16 protein-coding genes and 4 tRNA genes are annotated in these 17,507 nt (G+C 40.3%); all 20 read right to left on the reverse strand.

Annotated features, from left to right (window positions below; all coding sequences use genetic code 11):
* Position 1: 1 nt before the first annotated feature.
* Entirely contained in the window at positions 2-751 is a 750-nt protein-coding gene (surE, locus tag J9318_RS12970) for a 5'/3'-nucleotidase SurE (RefSeq protein ID WP_210560307.1), read from the reverse strand.
* Positions 732-1,796, reverse strand: coding sequence for a tRNA pseudouridine(13) synthase TruD (gene truD / locus J9318_RS12975; RefSeq protein WP_210560308.1), 1,065 nt, complete (start codon positions 1,794-1,796; stop codon positions 732-734). Before truD ends, surE begins: the two co-directional genes overlap by 20 nt.
* Positions 1,797-2,276, reverse strand: a complete 480-nt coding sequence (gene ispF / locus J9318_RS12980) for a 2-C-methyl-D-erythritol 2,4-cyclodiphosphate synthase (protein ID WP_210560309.1) — start codon at positions 2,274-2,276, stop codon at positions 1,797-1,799.
* A complete protein-coding gene (ispD, locus tag J9318_RS12985) occupies positions 2,266-3,000 on the reverse strand; it encodes a 2-C-methyl-D-erythritol 4-phosphate cytidylyltransferase (protein ID WP_210560310.1) in 735 nt (244 codons plus the stop codon). Before ispD ends, ispF begins: the two co-directional genes overlap by 11 nt.
* Positions 2,997-3,284 carry a septum formation initiator family protein gene (locus J9318_RS12990; protein ID WP_244731714.1) on the reverse strand — a complete coding sequence of 96 codons (288 nt, stop codon included), beginning with the start codon at positions 3,282-3,284 and terminating at the stop codon, positions 2,997-2,999. The genes ispD and J9318_RS12990 overlap by 4 nt, the downstream gene beginning before the upstream one ends.
* 78 nt (positions 3,285-3,362) lie before the next feature.
* On the reverse strand, positions 3,363-4,010 hold the full coding sequence (locus tag J9318_RS12995; protein ID WP_244731717.1) for a hypothetical protein: 648 nt from the start codon (positions 4,008-4,010) through the stop codon (positions 3,363-3,365).
* Between the two features lie 125 nt (positions 4,011-4,135).
* Positions 4,136-5,428 carry a phosphopyruvate hydratase gene (gene eno / locus J9318_RS13000; protein ID WP_210560311.1) on the reverse strand — a complete coding sequence of 431 codons (1,293 nt, stop codon included), beginning with the start codon at positions 5,426-5,428 and terminating at the stop codon, positions 4,136-4,138.
* A gap of 57 nt (positions 5,429-5,485) precedes the next feature.
* On the reverse strand, positions 5,486-7,117 hold the full coding sequence (locus tag J9318_RS13005) for a CTP synthase (protein ID WP_210560312.1): 1,632 nt from the start codon (positions 7,115-7,117) through the stop codon (positions 5,486-5,488).
* Between the two features lie 256 nt (positions 7,118-7,373).
* Positions 7,374-8,504 carry a sodium ion-translocating decarboxylase subunit beta gene (locus J9318_RS13010; protein ID WP_210560313.1) on the reverse strand — a complete coding sequence of 377 codons (1,131 nt, stop codon included), beginning with the start codon at positions 8,502-8,504 and terminating at the stop codon, positions 7,374-7,376.
* A 4-nt stretch (positions 8,505-8,508) separates the two neighbouring features.
* Positions 8,509-10,299: a sodium-extruding oxaloacetate decarboxylase subunit alpha gene (gene oadA, locus J9318_RS13015; RefSeq protein WP_210560314.1), complete on the reverse strand. Its 1,791-nt coding sequence runs from the start codon at positions 10,297-10,299 to the stop codon at positions 8,509-8,511.
* Between the two features lie 11 nt (positions 10,300-10,310).
* The gene (locus tag J9318_RS13020; protein WP_210560315.1) at positions 10,311-10,550 is read right to left on the reverse strand and encodes an OadG family protein; all 240 of its coding nucleotides are present in this window, start codon (positions 10,548-10,550) and stop codon (positions 10,311-10,313) included.
* Between the two features lie 724 nt (positions 10,551-11,274).
* A tRNA-Arg gene (locus J9318_RS13025) sits at positions 11,275-11,351 on the reverse strand.
* An 85-nt stretch (positions 11,352-11,436) separates the two neighbouring features.
* A tRNA-Arg gene (locus J9318_RS13030) sits at positions 11,437-11,513 on the reverse strand.
* A gap of 22 nt (positions 11,514-11,535) precedes the next feature.
* A tRNA-Arg gene (locus J9318_RS13035) sits at positions 11,536-11,612 on the reverse strand.
* 21 nt (positions 11,613-11,633) lie between these two features.
* A tRNA-Ser gene (locus tag J9318_RS13040) sits at positions 11,634-11,726 on the reverse strand.
* A gap of 189 nt (positions 11,727-11,915) precedes the next feature.
* The gene (gene csrA / locus J9318_RS13045) at positions 11,916-12,107 is read right to left on the reverse strand and encodes a carbon storage regulator CsrA (protein ID WP_155696319.1); all 192 of its coding nucleotides are present in this window, start codon (positions 12,105-12,107) and stop codon (positions 11,916-11,918) included.
* 118 nt (positions 12,108-12,225) lie between these two features.
* The gene (locus tag J9318_RS13050; RefSeq protein WP_210560316.1) at positions 12,226-13,485 is read right to left on the reverse strand and encodes an aspartate kinase; all 1,260 of its coding nucleotides are present in this window, start codon (positions 13,483-13,485) and stop codon (positions 12,226-12,228) included.
* 11 nt (positions 13,486-13,496) lie between these two features.
* Positions 13,497-16,121: an alanine--tRNA ligase gene (gene alaS / locus J9318_RS13055; RefSeq protein WP_210560317.1), complete on the reverse strand. Its 2,625-nt coding sequence runs from the start codon at positions 16,119-16,121 to the stop codon at positions 13,497-13,499.
* A 30-nt stretch (positions 16,122-16,151) separates the two neighbouring features.
* A complete protein-coding gene (locus J9318_RS13060; protein WP_210560318.1) occupies positions 16,152-16,634 on the reverse strand; it encodes a regulatory protein RecX in 483 nt (160 codons plus the stop codon).
* The gene (locus J9318_RS13065) at positions 16,635-17,378 is read right to left on the reverse strand and encodes a hypothetical protein (RefSeq protein ID WP_210560319.1); all 744 of its coding nucleotides are present in this window, start codon (positions 17,376-17,378) and stop codon (positions 16,635-16,637) included.
* Between the last annotated feature and the right edge of the window lie 129 nt (positions 17,379-17,507).

A 17,507-nucleotide genomic window follows, 5' to 3' on the forward strand; every position in this document is an offset into this window, starting at 1 on the left:
ACTACTTAATTTTATCAACCCAAGAGGACACCGTTTCCAAACTTGAATATGCGGTCATATCAATTTTTAACGGTGTAATTGATACTTCATTATTGTTTACTGCAAAGAAGTCTGTACCTTCACCGGCATCGAGTTCTTTTCCTAAGGTACCATACCAATATATCTCGCGTCCCCAAGGATCTTTTTGTTTCGTCATCATTTCCGCTTTGTGACGTTTTCCTAGTCTTGTTACTGAAAAACCATTTAGCGCCTCAAATGATACATCGGGAACGTTTACGTTTAATATTTGATCTGACTCAATAGGATGGGCTATTAAATGCTCTACCACCTTTTTCGCCACTTGTGCTGCACAAGATAAATTAGTTTCAGACCGACTCGCTAATGACATCGCAATGGCCGGGAGGCCAAGATGACGCCCTTCTGCAGCCGCAGACACAGTTCCAGAGTAAAATGTATCATCACCTAAATTGGCGCCATGGTTTATTCCTGCCACAACAATATCTGGTGGCTCTGGCATCAATTGATTAATTGCCAAATGCACGCAGTCTGTCGGCGTACCGTTAACACTATAAAATCCGTTTTTATGTTGCTGCAATCTTAAGGGATTTGTTAATGTGAGTGCACTACTCGCGCCGCTCAAGTTTCTATCTGGTGCAACAACAGTAACCTCAGCAATAGTGCTCAGCGCATCATATAAAGCCTCTAAGCCTGGTGCAAATACCCCATCGTCATTACTTATTAGTATTTTCAAATTGTTGCTCCCTAAAGTTTACACACTCTCTTAAAACCGATGTTGCAAATGCTCCACTGGGGAGTTCAAACTTTACCACCAAGTCGTCGTCCTGAGCCTGACAAATCAGATTTTGTGGAGTTAGATGTATTACTCTTCTTTGTTGCTCTAAACCTTGCTCAGCCAATAACGATAACCAACTTTTATGCTTGGCAACAATCGGATCTTCAAACTCTGCCGCTGATGCAATAGAAATAGACTGCCCTTTACCTATCATTGGTGCTGACAGCATTATGTCTTTCTCAGCCAAACGAGTGTCTATCGAGTCATCTAATACTGCGGTAAAGTAGGAGTTACTTCCCGCTAAAACAAATACATCTCCGTCAACTGGAGTCGAAAAGATTCCTTTTTCGATACGGGCACTAACTACTTCATTAAATACGTATGATCTTGCCGCCGATAACGCAAAGCCTTTGATCTTTTTATCTCGAATAGACTCGCCATCTGCCCAGCGATTTGCCCAATTTAAGTTGTTGCCTTTAAAGCCAAAACGTTGCAACCCAAAATAATTTGGAACCCCTAGTTCAGCTACCGTTTTTAGCCTGTTGGAGAGTTCTTCAATATTTGAAACATTACGTAACCTAATTGAAAAGTGGTTTCCTTTTAACGCACCTACTTTTAACTTTTTTTGGTGACGTTTGGTCTTAACAATTCTAACTTGGTCAGTATCTACACCGCTAAGATCTAGTTCTTGTGTGACATTTGACTGGACCGAGAACCATTGTTGACTTACTGACTGCTTATCTTTAAGACCCGCATAACCTACGTCTCGTAAACGTTTGCCCAATACTTTTGCTAAATGTTGACATACTTGTTGGGTATTTAATTCACGCTTCTCAATCAACATGTACAAGTTTTCGCCATCACCTGTTAGCTCAAACGGTAAGCTTTCTGTAACAACAAAGTCTTCTGGATATAACTTAAAATCGGCTTCACCTAGCGGTTTACCATGTAAATACTGCCAATGAGATAAATCCCAGTCTTGAAAAAAGTTCGATTCGCTCATTTATTTGCCTTGTAATAAAACGACTGCTTGCACGGATATACCTTCTTTACGGCCTTCAAAACCTAACTTTTCTGTTGTTGTTGCTTTCACAGAGACATAACTAGGATCTATTTCTAGGTCGTTTGCTAGTGTTTCTCTCATAGTTAAGATATGCGGAGCCATTTTTGGAGCTTGAGCGATAATAGTTAAATCACAGTTACTTACTACATAACCTTTTTCAGCAATTAGTTTATTAACATGGCGTAATAAAATTCTGCTATCGATATTTTCAAACTCATCGGCATTATCTGGGAAATGCTGACCAATATCACCCATCGCCAAGGCACCTAGCATAGCGTCGCATAACGCATGAATAGCTACATCGCCATCAGAGTGCGCAATAAAACCCTGCTCAAAAGGGATCTTTACACCCGCTAGTGACAATGGTCCAACGCCACCAAACTTATGGACGTCATAGCCCATACCAATTCTAATATTCATTTTTCTCACTTCTCAAATAAAATGATGCCAATTCGATATCATCTTGATGGGTTACTTTTATATTTCGAGCACTAGATTCAATGATATCTACATTAAACCCAGCTAACTCCAGCGCTGATGCCTCATCTGTAACTAACTTGCTGACTAAACCGTCCACTCCAATTTGAGCTGATAACGCCTGTATTAAGTCGTCTGTTTTACAGCACTGTGGCGTAAAAGCATGCCATAAGTCATCGCGGCTAACTGTAGACTTTATGATATTACTAGCGCTAAGTGTCCGTTTCATCGTATCGCGGACTTTACTACCAAGTATTGTGGCTTGCTGGGTTAAAAGCGCACTCTTGTAAAGAACTTCAATGTCTTGTGTGAGAACACATGGGCGAGCGGCGTCATGAACCATGACCCAGTCAAAACCAAGTTCCGTTGCGACCTTTAAACCGTTGAGTACAGAATCAGCACGCTCTTTACCGCCAATGACAACTTGTATATTTGCATGCTTAGAAATGGCTAAAGACGAAAACCATTCATCATTATTTGCTATCACAACAATGATCTTAGATACAAAAGGCAGGTTTATGAATTTTTCAATTGTGTGCGCTAAAATGGGTTGACCAAGCAGTGGGATGTATTGTTTAGGGATCGAAGCGCCAACTCGGCTACCAACACCTGACGCTGGTATAACTACCGCTAGTTTTGGTAAGGCTACTTGTTCATTCAAGTTCATCGTTTCTCTTCAGTATTTGGTACTAGTCGGAAGAAGGTTTCATTTTGTCGAATCATACCAAGCTCATTTCTTGCCCTTTCTTCAATTCCTTCCAGACCTACCTTGAGATCTTTTACGTCAGCGGCCAATAGTTCGTTGCGTTTTATTAATTCATCGTTGTCACGTTTTAAACTATTCACTTCAGCTCTATTGTCGGCATAGAATTGCATACCGTTATGTCCAGCTATTAAACGAACAAGCAATAGCACTGAACAAATTACCATTAATATATTGAGCGGCTTCACGTGATTTCCTTCCAAATTAATACATGGTTATATTATGCAAATCTCCAACTCATAGATAAAGGAGAATCTTAGAATTTACTACTTTGCTGCAACTAATTTTGAAAAATTATGCCAATTAACGCGTGTCGCTAACAGCAGTTCACGAAGACTGAGTGCTCTTGCACTGTTTTTTTGAAGATTTTTCCACTGATGCCCGCAACATGCCGCCGACATAACTGGTTTACCTGGTTTTAACAATAATTTCCTTTCACCACTTATTGGATCTAGCTCGCTACCATCGTAATTAAACCAACCGTGTTGATTGCAGTGTACCCTGTTATTTTTAACATCGATTTCATCAATACTATCTAATACAACACATTCAATCCCGTAAATATCAATAGAGATAGGAACAACTAGCGCTATTTGGCTGGAGTTTTGGTAAAACTCAACTGTTTTTTCAGCATTAGCTTTCACACTAAAGGGTTGTGGTGATTGACGACTTAACCAACTTGCGTTGCTACTATCCAAGTCAAGAGGTGAGTAAGTATTAACTACATTTTCTGCTGCTCGCCCTATATAAAACGGTAACGAAAGCATTGTCCTCTTTAATTTTACCAAGGTTATGTCTGGGTCTTTAGCTAATCGCGCCAATTCACGTTCGTACAAAACATTACACAGCTCTGCCTTTATTTGCAGATTGTCTCGTTGTTGCCAGAGTGTGTTTTGTAAATCATTTTGTGACATGGCGTTAACTTATTTAATCAATATCAAAAATTAGTAACTGCAACTTTTTGTATAAAAAAGGAGCGTTTATTCGCTCCTTTTGTTTATACACTTTTTAATCAATTAATTCATTAAAAGTACAGAAATTAAGCCTGACCTTTAATTTCAGCTCGACCTCGATAAGCAACTTCACCAAGTTGCTCTTCAATACGTAACAATTGATTATATTTAGCTACGCGATCTGAGCGACATAAAGAACCTGTTTTAATCTGGCCGGCTGCAGTACCAACTGCTAAGTCGGCAATTGTTGAGTCTTCTGTTTCACCACTGCGGTGTGATATTACAACCGTATAGCCCGCTTCTTTAGCCATACGAATCGCTTCTAATGTTTCCGTTAACGATCCAATTTGGTTAAATTTGATAAGGATTGAGTTACCCACACCCTTCTCAATTCCTTGGCGAAGAATTTTTGTGTTAGTAACGAATAAGTCATCACCAACAAGCTGAACTTTGTTACCAATTTTATCAGTAAGCAGCTTCCAGCCATCCCAGTCTGACTCGTCTAAGCCGTCTTCAATAGAAACAATTGGGTAGCGCGTCGATAAGTCTGCTAGGTAATCAACAAAACCAGCTGAGTCAAACTCTTTGCCTTCGCCTTTAAGGTTATACACACCATCACTGTAAAATTCAGATGCCGCGCAATCTAGTGCCAAAGTAATATCTTCATTTAGTTTGTAACCAGCACGCTCAACTGCAATTTCAATCACAGATAATGCTTCTTCGTTTGAAGCTAAGTTCGGAGCAAAACCACCTTCATCACCAACAGCAGTACTTAGGCCTTTTTCACTTAATACTTTTTTCAAGCTATGGAATATTTCTGCACCCATACGTAGCGCTTCTTTAAAGTTTGGCGCTGATACCGGCTGAATCATGAACTCTTGAATATCAACATTATTGTCAGCATGCTCGCCACCATTCAAGATATTCATCATAGGTACAGGCATAGAGAACTCACCCTTAGTACCATTTAAATTTGCTATGTGTTGGAATAAAGCAATACCATTTTCAAGTGCAGCTGCTTTTGCATTGGCAAGTGACACAGCTAAAATCGCATTTGCACCAAGCTCGGTTTTATTTTCAGTGCCGTCTAAATCTAGCATTGTTTGGTCGATCAAAACTTGTAATTGTGCGTCTTTACCAAGTAAAGCTGGTGCAATTTTATCGTTAATATTTGCAACAGCCTTTAAAACGCCTTTACCTAAGTAACGAGCTTTATCTCCGTCTCGTAATTCAAGTGCTTCACGAGAACCGGTAGATGCACCAGAAGGCGCTACCGCTCGACCAAATGCACCTGACTCTAAGTAAACGTCAGCTTCTACTGTAGGGTTACCTCGTGAATCCATGATTTCACGACCAATTATTTTTACAATTTGAGACATTCTCAATTCCTTATTTTAAATATAAAAACGCAGCCATAAGCTGCGTTTAAACTAATTTTATTTATTTTTATGATATTGGCCAGCTGCACCGACAAAACCAGAAAATAGAGGATGGCCATCTCGCGGCGTTGAGGTGAACTCCGGATGGAATTGACCAGCAACAAACCAAGGATGTCCCGGTATCTCTATCATTTCGACCAGTTTTTTATCCGCTGATAAACCACCAAATACAAGGCCGGCTTTCTCAAGTTGGTCTATGTAGTTATTATTTACTTCATAACGATGGCGATGGCGCTCTGTAATCCACTCACTGCCATAAACCTCTTTCGCTTTAGAGTTCGGTTTTAAGTAGCATTGCTGTGCACCTAAACGCATTGTCCCACCAAGGTCAGAGCTTGCATTACGCATTTCAACCTGACCATCTTCGTCAAGCCATTCAGTAATTAAACCAACAACAGGGTGAGGCGTATTAGCATCAAATTCGGTTGAATGGGCATTTTCTAATCCCGCCACATTTCTAGCAAATTCAATCAACGCGACTTGCATACCAAGGCAAATACCAAGATATGGCACTTTATTTTCTCGAGCATACTGCGCAGCAATAATTTTTCCATCTGTACCGCGTTCACCAAACCCGCCAGGTACCAATATCGCGTCTAAGTCTGCTAGTATTTCCGTTCCCTTAATCTCTAAGTCTTGCGCATCAACATACTGAATATTGACAGTTAAACGGTTTTTCAATCCTGCATGTTTTAAAGCTTCATTTACCGATTTATAGGCGTCGGGTAATTCAACATATTTACCAACCATACCAATTGTAACTTCGCCTATCGGATTGGACTCTTCATAAAGAACCTGTTCCCACTCACTCAAATCCGCTTCAGGCGGATCAATGTGGAAACGACGACAAATAAGCTCATCGAGGCCTTGTGATTTTAATAACGCTGGGATTTGATAGATTGAGCTAACATCTTTAAGACCAATAACTGCTTTTTCTTCTACGTTTGTAAACAATGCAATTTTTGCTCTTTCATTAGCTGGAATAGAACGATCAGAACGACAAACAAGAATGTCTGGTTGAATGCCTATTGAGCGAAGCTCTTTAACTGAATGCTGAGTTGGTTTTGTTTTAATTTCACCTGCAGCACCTAAATACGGAACTAAAGTTAAATGCATATACATTGCATTTTCACGACCTAACTCAGTACCTAACTGACGCAAGGCCTCAAGAAACGGTTGTGATTCAATATCACCCACTGTGCCACCAACTTCAACAATCGCCACGTCATGCCCTTGCGCACCTTCTATTACTCGACGCTTTATATCATTTGTAATGTGAGGAATGACCTGAATTGTAGCGCCTAAATAATCCCCTCGTCGTTCGCGAGACAATACGTCTTGGTAGACACGACCTTGAGTGAAGTTGTTTTTCTTAGTCATTTTGGTGCGAATAAATCGCTCATAGTGACCTAAGTCTAAATCGGTTTCTGCACCGTCTTCTGTAACAAATACTTCCCCGTGTTGAATTGGACTCATGGTACCAGGATCAACATTTATATATGGGTCGAGTTTAAGAATGGTCACGTCTAATCCACGTGCCTCTAGAATTGCTGCTAAAGAAGCCGCCGCTATGCCTTTACCTAGTGAAGAAACTACACCACCGGTGACAAAAATATATCGAGTCGTCATACAAACCTTTACAAGTTAGATTGCTATTCGTGGTTACATACAGTGCCAACACAATACAAAAACCTTCGCTAATAGGAACTACAGCAAAGTGAGTGTTAAAAAATTAAATTGGATGTACATAGGACGGGATAAAAGTATAACAAACGAACACTATTCCAACAATGAAGATGTGATAGTTTATTTGCAAAAAAAAAGCCCATTCATTTTTCAATAAATAGGCTTTTGTTTTTATAATGTTACGATTTTATCCAGGCACCTAGCCAACGAGAGCTAAAAGAATACCTGCTGCCACTGCTGAGCCCAATACACCCGCAACATTTGGTCCCATCGCATGCATTAACAAGAAGTTATGCGGATTTGCTTCCAGACCAACTTTATTGACGACTCGCGCTGCCATTGGAACTGCTGAAACTCCAGCGGCACCAAGAAGTGGGTTGATCGGTTTGTCGCTAAATTTAGACATCACCTTAGCCATTAAGACTCCAGTACCGGTACCAATACTAAAGGCGACAGCACCAAGCCCTAATATACCTAGCGTTTCTAGCGTTAAAAATTGTTCTGCACTAAGTTTAGAACCAACCGCTAATCCTAAAAAGATGGTCACTATGTTGATGAGTTCATTTTGTGCTGTGTTACTTAAACGATCTACTACTCCCGACTCTTTCATCAAATTACCTAAACAGAACATGCCGACTAACGGAGTTGCTGCTGGTAAAAATAGAATTGTTAACATAAGAACGGCTAGCGGAAAAAGGATTTTCTCTTTTTTGCTGACAACTCGAAGTTGCTCCATTTTTATTTGTCGTTCTTCCGGTGTAGTTAGCGCTTTCATAATAGGCGGTTGAATAATAGGAACCAAAGCCATATATGAATACGCCGCAACAGCAATCGCCCCTAATAAGTCCGGGGCAAGTTTAGAGGCAAGAAAGATAGCTGTTGGACCATCTGCACCGCCTATGATGGCTATTGCCGATGCGTCCTTTAACGTGAATTCAAACCCTGGTACCAAATTCAGTGCAATGGCGCCAAATAAAGTGGCAAATATCCCAAACTGCGCGGCAGCACCAAGAAGCAACATTCTTGGATTAGCTATAAGCGCACTAAAGTCCGTCATTGCACCTACGCCCATGAATATGAGTAATGGGAATACTCCAGTTTCTATACCCACATAATAGATATAATAAAGCACACCACCTGGCTCTGTGAAACCCGCAAGCGGAATGTTTGCTAATATCGCGCCAAAACCAATCGGCAATAACAATAGCGGCTCAAAACCTTTTTTAATCGCCAAAAATAACAGTAAACAGCCAACCAACATCATTATAATTTGACCAATTTCAAAGTTAGCCAATGCGGTTGACGCCCACAAAATTTGTAAGCCTTCCATATAATTATCCTATGCTTAACAATACGTCGCCGGTTGACACTGCATCGCCTTCTTTACATTCAACCGATACAACCTCGCCAGCATGCTGCGCCCGAACTTCTGTTTCCATTTTCATTGCCTCTAAGATAATAACTACATCGCCCTCTTGAACGACGTGCCCAGGCTTAACTAGTACTTTAAATATATTACCGGCCAATGGCGCTTCTAACGGCGTAGAGGAAGCTGGGCTTGTAGCTTGAGCTGGCGATGCCTGCTTAGATGAAGATGGTGCAGGCTGTATGCTTGCTATAGTGCCTGACGGTGCGACAACAACCTCGTAGGCCTTGCCGTCTACAGATACTGAATAAGCTTCAACCTCATTACCTTTAGATTTGCTATCTGCTGGTTCCGATGATTTAGTTTCAAGTCCCGTCGGCGCTGGTTCAAACGCATCTGGGTTATTTCGATTCTCTAAAAACTTCAAGCCGATTTGTGGAAATAGTGCATAAGTCAGTACGTCGTCAACAACATCTGTTGCCAATTCAATACTATTCTCTTTGGCTTTAGCCGCTAATTCTTCAGTAAGCTTTTCGAGTTCGTCGTCTAAAACGTCTGCTGGTCTACAGGTAATCGCCTCGGCACCATCAAGAACCTTGGCTTGTAGCTCTGAATTCACCGGCGCTGCAGTTGCGCCGTATTCACCTTTTAATACACCGGCAGTTTCTTTAGTAATAGATTTGTATCGCTCGCCAGTTAATACATTAAGAACCGCTTGTGTTCCTACAATTTGTGACGTTGGTGTAACTAAAGGTATGTAACCAAGATCTTTTCGAACAATTGGAATTTCTTTTAATACATCATCAAGTTTATCTTCTGCGCCTTGCTCTCGTAACTGATTTTCCATATTAGTTAACATTCCGCCTGGCACTTGCGCTAGCAATATACGTGAATCAACGCCCTTTAAGCTACCTTCAAACTTTGCATATTTCTTACGAACATCACGGAAGTAGGCAGCGATTTCTGCTAACAACTCTAAATCTAAACCAGTATCGCGATCGGTTCCTTCAACAATAGCAACCATAGTTTCAGTTGCACTGTGACCATAAGTCATACTCATTGAAGAAACAGCGGTATCGAGCATATCTATGCCTGCATCGATCGCTTTTTGATAAGTCGCTGTTGATAAGCCGGTTGTTGCATGACATTGCATCGCTATCGGTAGATCAACTGTTGCCTTTAATTCTGTAATTAACTCTTCACATTCGTATGGTCTTAGTAGACCAGCCATATCTTTAATACATATCGAGTGACTACCCATGTCTTCAAGTCTTTTCGCCATGTCTAACCAAGTATTTAGGTTATGAACTGGCGATACGGTGTAAGAAATCGTGCCTTGCGCATGTGCCCCGACATCAACCGCCGATTTAATTGCGGTCTCTAAGTTTCGGATATCATTCATAGCGTCAAAGATTCTAAAAACATCAACTCCATTATGGTGGGCACGTTCTACAAACTTTCGTACTACATCATCGGCATAATGACGATAACCTAATAAATTTTGTCCTCTCAACAACATTTGTTGTTTTGTATTTGGCATTGCCTTTTTTAGTTCTCGAATACGGTGCCAAGGGTCTTCACCTAAATAACGAATACATGAATCAAACGTCGCCCCTCCCCAAGATTCCATTGACCAATACCCAACTTTATCGAGCTTATCAGCAATAGGGAGCATATCTTCAAGTCGAAGACGGGTAGCGAGAAGAGATTGGTGGGCGTCACGTAATACTAATTCTGTTAGTAATAAGGGCTTTTTCATTTGACAGTCCTTTACTTTTTATTTTGTTTATATTGATAGATGGCGGCACTGATTGCGGCGATAACAGGCTCTGGTGCATTTAATTTAGTGCGCGGTGCAGAATCTGGAGCTTTTAAGTTTGATGTATCACCAACCGCAAATTTTGATAACAATTTTGTTGCAAAAATTAGCAAGGTCAAAAACACAAATACGACAACCATGCCTACTAACATTAAAATAGCAGCTTCGTACAATAACTCTGATACAGACATTACTTTTCCTTACTTAATACAAGCTTTTGAATATAAAACCAAGAAATTGGAATTAAAATACATGAGCTTTTTTCTCTTACTTTTAGAGCTTTAACTCTTAATTAACATAAAACACTATAAAAACAAAAGTTTTATGAAGATTTTGCAACGGCATTTTGTAAACAAATACAGTTAGAACAAAACAAGTTTATGAATAAAATTGTTTTGAGGTGCGTTTTTGTTGCTGGGTAAGTTTAGGATATAAAAGAACTAAAAGATAATATTCAAGTCTGAAAACGGAGGTTCTCATCCGACCCGACCCGAGTCTGACTTTTATGACGATATTTATTTAAGTTTTTAGATTGTTTGTTTTGAAAGAATGGCGCGCTCGGGAGGATTACTTCGTACATCCTGTACTTCGCCCTTCGGGCCGCCTAAAGGCGTTTAATTTTGTTCCATACAAAATTATCGAACCTAACGGAGGTTCTCATCCGACCCGAGTCGAGTCTGACTTTTATGACGATATTTATTTGAGTTTTTAGATTGTTTGTTTTGAAAGAATGGCGCGCTCGGGAGGATTACTTCGTACATCCTGTACTTCGCCCTTCGGGCCGCCTAAAGGCGTTTAATTTTGTTCCATACAAAATTATCGAACCTAGCGGAGGTTCTCATCCGATCCGAGCCAAGTCTGACTTTTATGACGATATTTATTTAAGTTTTTAGATTGTTTGTTTTGAAGAAAGAATGGCGCGCTCGGGAGGATTCGAACCTCCGACCGCCTGGTTCGTAGCCAGGTACTCTATCCAGCTGAGCTACGAGCGCGCAATAATCTTTAGAAACTAGTTAAACCTAGATTAAAATTCCGTTTTTGCAGGGTTTATTTTGAATAATTTTGAGGGTATTTAAATGGCGCGCTCGGGAGGATTCGAACCTCCGACCGCCTGGTTCGTAGCCAGGTACTCTATCCAGCTGAGCTACGAGCGCGCAATATTTAAAATTTTATGAATGGCGCGCTCGGGAGGATTCGAACCTCCGACCGCCTGGTTCGTAGCCAGGTACTCTATCCAGCTGAGCTACGAGCGCGCAATACATAAACACAAAGAATGGCGGAGAAGGGGGGATTCGAACCCCCGATAGGGCTACAAACCCTATACTCCCTTAGCAGGGGAGCGCCTTCAGCCACTCGGCCACCTCTCCAATCAATGCGGGGTGTATAGTAATGATCTACAAATATAAGTCAAACAAAAATTTGTAAATTCGCGTTTGTTTGCGTTGATTTTGACCAATTTAAATTAAACAGGATCAAATTTAAGCATTACTAAATTATAAATATAACTATCAGATAAAAAATAAACATAAAAAAACCGGCGCTAGGCCGGCTGCTACTTACTCAGCTTCCGAAGGCGCTCCGCCTTTTTCTGCTTGAATTCGCATATAAATTTCTTCACGATGAACCGCTACCTCTTTAGGGGCATTAACACCAATTCTTACTTGGTTGCCTTTCACTCCTAAGACAGTCACGGTAACTTCATCACCGATCATTAACGTTTCACCAACACGACGAGTTAGTATAAGCATTCTAAGCTCCTTAATATGCTTACTTAGGTTTCTTTCATAAAGTGAAAGCTACATACCAGCACAAGGCTGATCTTTGCTATTCTACCTACAGTTAAAGCATCTTACAATTGAATTGATTTTACATGTGTAATTCAAAGGCATTATGAAGTGCCCTTACACCAAGTTCCGTATACCTTTGATCAATCAGTACTGAAATTTTAATCTCAGAGGTGGAAATCAACAACACAGGAATATGTTCTTTAGCTAATGTCGATAATACTTTTGATGCAACACCAGCATGAGTTCTCATTCCGATTCCAACTACAGAAATCTTAGCAACAGTTTCACTACCTTGCATACTTTCAGAACAAATATTTTCATTTTTTTCAACATATTGCCGTAAAAGGGACATAGTCGCCTTAAAATCGTCTAGTCCTACAGTAAATGCAAAGTCAATTTCTTTGTTGTCAAGCTTAGAATCCAAGCTCTGATTAATCATATCCACTTCGATTGACTTATCGGATAACAAAGATAAAACATCTGCACCACTAAAGAAATCTACGCTAACATTTGAGAAAGAGATCATTGCTTCATCTTTTGTCGCTGCAATTCCCGAAATTAACAACTCTTCCAATTCACTCTCCTCGTAGGTAATTAATGTGCCTTGATCGGACGTATCTTTGTTAAATGGTATAAAACTAGACAGAACTCTAAGTTTGACATTAAATCGCCCAGCTAGCTCAACCGATCGCTTTTGCAATACTTTTGCACCTAAACTGGCCAATTCAATCATTTCTTCAAACGCAATCGTTTTAAGTAATTTTGCATTCGGTTCAAGTCTTGGATCTGTAGTGTAAACACCCTCAACGTCTGTAAATATTTGGCATTCATCGGCATTTATTGCTGCAGCTATTGCAACAGCTGACGTGTCTGTTCCACCGCGTCCCAACGTTGTAATATTGTTTTCTTCGTCACGTCCTTGAAAGCCAGCCGCTATAACAATTCGACCATGCTGTAAGTGTTCTCGCAAAATATCAGCTTGAATTGAGACGATACGGGCCTTACCAAAAGCAGATGTAGTTCGAATACCAACTTGATCGGCTAATAAAGAAATTGCGGAAAAGCCTCTCGAAACGAGAGCAATAGATAAAAGTGACGCACTAACTTGCTCACCTGAAGACATTAAAACATCAAGCTCGCGACTTGCCGAGCTCGCAGAGTCCGGTGCGACTTGATGGGCTAAATTGATAAGCCGGTTTGTTTCTCCGCTCATTGCGGAAACCACAACCACGACTTGATGTCCTTGTTGGACCGTATGAATTATTCGATCAGCGACAGCATTGATACGTTCAATAGAACCTACCGATGTGCCGCCATATTTTTGTACGAATAGTGCCAATGCACAAATGCCTAGCTAAGTTTATTTTGTAAAAACTCATCCGCAGCTTTAATCGCATGCTCAACGTTGTCTGGTTGTGAACCACCAGCTTGGGCCATATCAGGACGACCACCACCTTTACCACCAACCTCAGCAGCTGCAACGTTAACTAGCTCGCCAGCTTTAACTTTACCAACAAGGTCTTTGGTTACACCAGCAATTAAACTTACTTTGCCATTTGCCGTAGCAGCAAGCAATAACGCTACAGAGCCAATTTTATTCTTTAAATCATCGACTAGACCGCGCAATGACTTAGGATCTGCCTCGCCTAAATTAACAAGCAAAACATTAACGCCATTTACAACTTTAATTTGCTCAGACAAGTTACTACCTTGCGCACTTGCCATTTTATCTTGTAACCCACGGAGCTCTTTTTCTAACGTTTTAGTGCGTAAAATTGACTGCTCAACTTTTTCTACCAGCGCACTTGGTTCCGACTTCAGAGCAGCTGCAGCGTTTGCAATTACAGACTCTAAACCATGAACATGCTCGATCGCAGCTAAACCGGTCACCGCTTCAATCCGGCGAACACCAGCAGCAATACCTGCTTCACTAATAATTTTGAACAACCCGATGTCACCTGTACGACTAACATGCGTACCACCACAAAGCTCAATGGAATAATCGCCCATTGTGACTACTCGAACTTCGTCGTCATACTTTTCGCCGAACAACGCCATAGCGCCCTTTTCTTTAGCTGCATCAATCGCCATTACTTCAGTATTAAGTGGCAGGTTGCGTTGTATTTGTAAGTTTACTTGTAACTCAACTTCTTTAAGTTGTTCAGCTGTCACGCCTTCATAATGCGAGAAATCAAAACGAAACTTATCCGCTTCAACTAATGAGCCTTTCTGTCCAACATGCTCACCTAAAACATTTCTTAATGCCGCATGTATTAGATGTGTCGCTGAGTGATTTTTCTTTATCGCATTTCGGCGTGTCGCATCAATTTTACTGCTAACGTCGTCGCCTATTTTAATGCTGCCATTTGCAGTGCCGTAGTGCGCTACTGCATTACCTAATTTTTGCGTATCAGCAACAACAAAAGTACCACCAGAAACTTGAATTTCGCCCTTGTCACCAGACTGACCACCAGACTCAGCATAAAAAGGAGTGCTGTCCAATATTACTATGCCTTGATGACCATCAGTAAGTTCATTGACAGAAGCACCGTTTGCAAACAGTTCAACGACTTTGCCGGCAAATTCTTCGTTGTCGTAACCAGTAAACTCACTCTGTTGTTGTGATGTTAATTGGTTATTGTAGTCAGCTTTAAATGATGAAGCGGCTTGTGATTTTTTACGTTGCTCTAACATGTGAGCTTCAAAACCCGATTCATCAATTGTTAGTTCTTTTTCTCTCGCAATGTCTGCAGTCAAGTCAGCAGGGAAACCATAAGTATCGTAAAGACTGAATACTACCGAACCTGGGATTTCACTACCTTCAAGAGTCAATAACTGCGACTCTAACATTGCTAAACCTCGCTCTAAGGTTTTTGCAAACTGCTCTTCTTCAATTCTCAACATTTTTTCTACTACAGCTTGTTTTTGAGCAAGCTCTGGATAAGCATCGCCCATTTGCTCTACAAGCGTTGAGACTAATTTATTGAAAAACAGTCCATTAGCACCTAATTGATGTCCATGTCTTACCGCTCTTCGAATAATTCGGCGTAGAACATATCCACGCCCTTCATTCGATGGCATGACACCATCCACGATTAGAAATGAACATGAACGAATGTGATCAGCAATTACTCGCAAAGACTTATTTTCTAAATCTTCTACGTTTAACAACGTCGCTGTCGCTTTGATTAAATTTTGGAAAATATCAATTTCATAGTTTGAGTGAACGCCCTGTAATATTGCGGCAATTCGCTCAATGCCCATACCTGTATCAACAGAAGGCTTAGGCAATTTAGCCATTTCACCATCAGCAGATCGGTTAAACTGCATAAATACAATATTCCAAATCTCGATAAAACGGTCACCATCCTCTTCTGGAGATCCTGGAGGACCGCCCCAAATATGCTCACCGTGATCGTAGAAGATTTCTGAACATGGTCCACAAGGACCCGTATCACCCATAGACCAAAAGTTGTCTGACTCGTATTTTTTATCTGCAGACTTATCACCAATGCGAATTATTTTTTCTGCTGGAACACCTATTTTTTTGTTCCAAATTTCAAATGCTTCATCATCCGTTTCATAGACAGTCACTAATAATTTATCTGCCGGTAGGCCAAGTACTTGGGTTAGAAACTCCCAAGCATACTGAATTGCATCATGCTTAAAATAGTCACCAAAACTAAAATTACCTAGCATTTCAAAGAAAGTATGGTGGCGAGCGGTGTAGCCTACATTTTCTAAATCATTATGTTTACCACCCGCTCTAACACAACGCTGAGAACTAGTCGCTCGAGTATAAGGACGCTGTTCCGCACCTAAAAACACATCTTTAAATGGCACCATACCCGCATTGGTAAATAATAGTGTTGGATCGTTACCTGGCACTAATGAACTTGAGGCCACCACTTGGTGTTGCTTTGAGGCAAAAAAATCTAAAAAAGCCGTTCTTAAACTGGCAGTTGTATTGTACATGTGCGTTACCTAAAAAGTTGTATTGGCCGCTCAATCTTCATTTGGCGACATTGCATAATTGATTTGATCAATCGAAAAGCCTCGATACTGCATATATCGGAAACGTTTCGCTCGTTCTTTATATTCTTCGATGGTGGTTTCACCATATTTTCTCTTGTACGTTGCTTTGGCTTGTTCAAACCAGTCTACAGACTGCTCCTCAATACAAGCTTTAGCATCGCTGTCCTTAATTCCATGCTGTTTCAAGTCATTAATAATTCTAAACGCACCCAATCCAGTGGATATTTTGCTTCGAACAAATGCTGCGACGTAACGTTTTTCACTTAACCAGTCATTTTCAATTAAACGTACAATTAAGTCGTCTTTCATTTCTTGTATAAGACAAACTTTATCCAGCTTTTTTGAAAAGTCTGCGATCGAATAATCTCTTTTCGACAACCAGTAAAGTGCTCTGTTGTAGAGCTTTTTGGGATCTGTTATTGGATCGTATTGTACCGGTTGTTTAAAACTCATTTATTGTTCTATATCACTATCCGATTTTGATGAAACAGTATTTTCTACAAACGCGTCATCCATTGCAGGTTTCACCGGCTGGTAAATATCTAAAAATGCCTGTAAAAATGCAACTGTTGTGATCGAATAGGCGATTAACCAACCAAAAATGATTAACGGCATACTCACCATTACAATTAACAACACGACTAAACCAAATACAGTCAGTGGCATTGCATTTATCCAACAAGCTTTAAAACTATTTTTTAAAATAGTAGACAAAGGTGTTTCAGGCGCAACCCATGCAGTAGGGGCCGCAAACGCCGTTATCATTGCGTTAATAAAAAATAATATAGCCAATAGCAATACATCAGAAAATGACGGTAACTTTTGCTCTGCAAATAACAACTGCATATCGCTCGCTACCATGGTAATCGGTATAGATAATATTAAGGTTACCGCTGCAATTCTTAATAACACGGCATATTTAGGTATCTGCCCTAAATACTGAAATATATCTTGCACATCTGTTGGTTCGTTGTGCTCTATATTTGATGTTACTTGATAAAATCCTAGTGTTATAAACGGCATTAAGAACAATACTAAAAAATTAGCATATGGAATAAATGCAGGAAGAATTGAAATAACTATAATAATGGCGCTCATCGCCATAAAAACCGCTGGTTTTAGAGTAAAGATCTTCCAAGCCTGTTTTATCCAAGTGAATCCGGCAAAGGCTTTAGCTCTTGTTACTTCTAATTGCATATTTTAAAGTCTACTCTAGATAGTGGGTTTAAAAATTTAATTTACAGATTATATAAAATTAAGCATCAATAATACCCTAATCAATATCTATTTCCATCAACTAAACTACGAATAACATGACATTGAGGC

Origin of the sequence: Psychrosphaera aestuarii (assembly GCF_017948405.1) — a bacterium.
Lineage (GTDB): Bacteria > Pseudomonadota > Gammaproteobacteria > Enterobacterales > Alteromonadaceae > Psychrosphaera > Psychrosphaera aestuarii.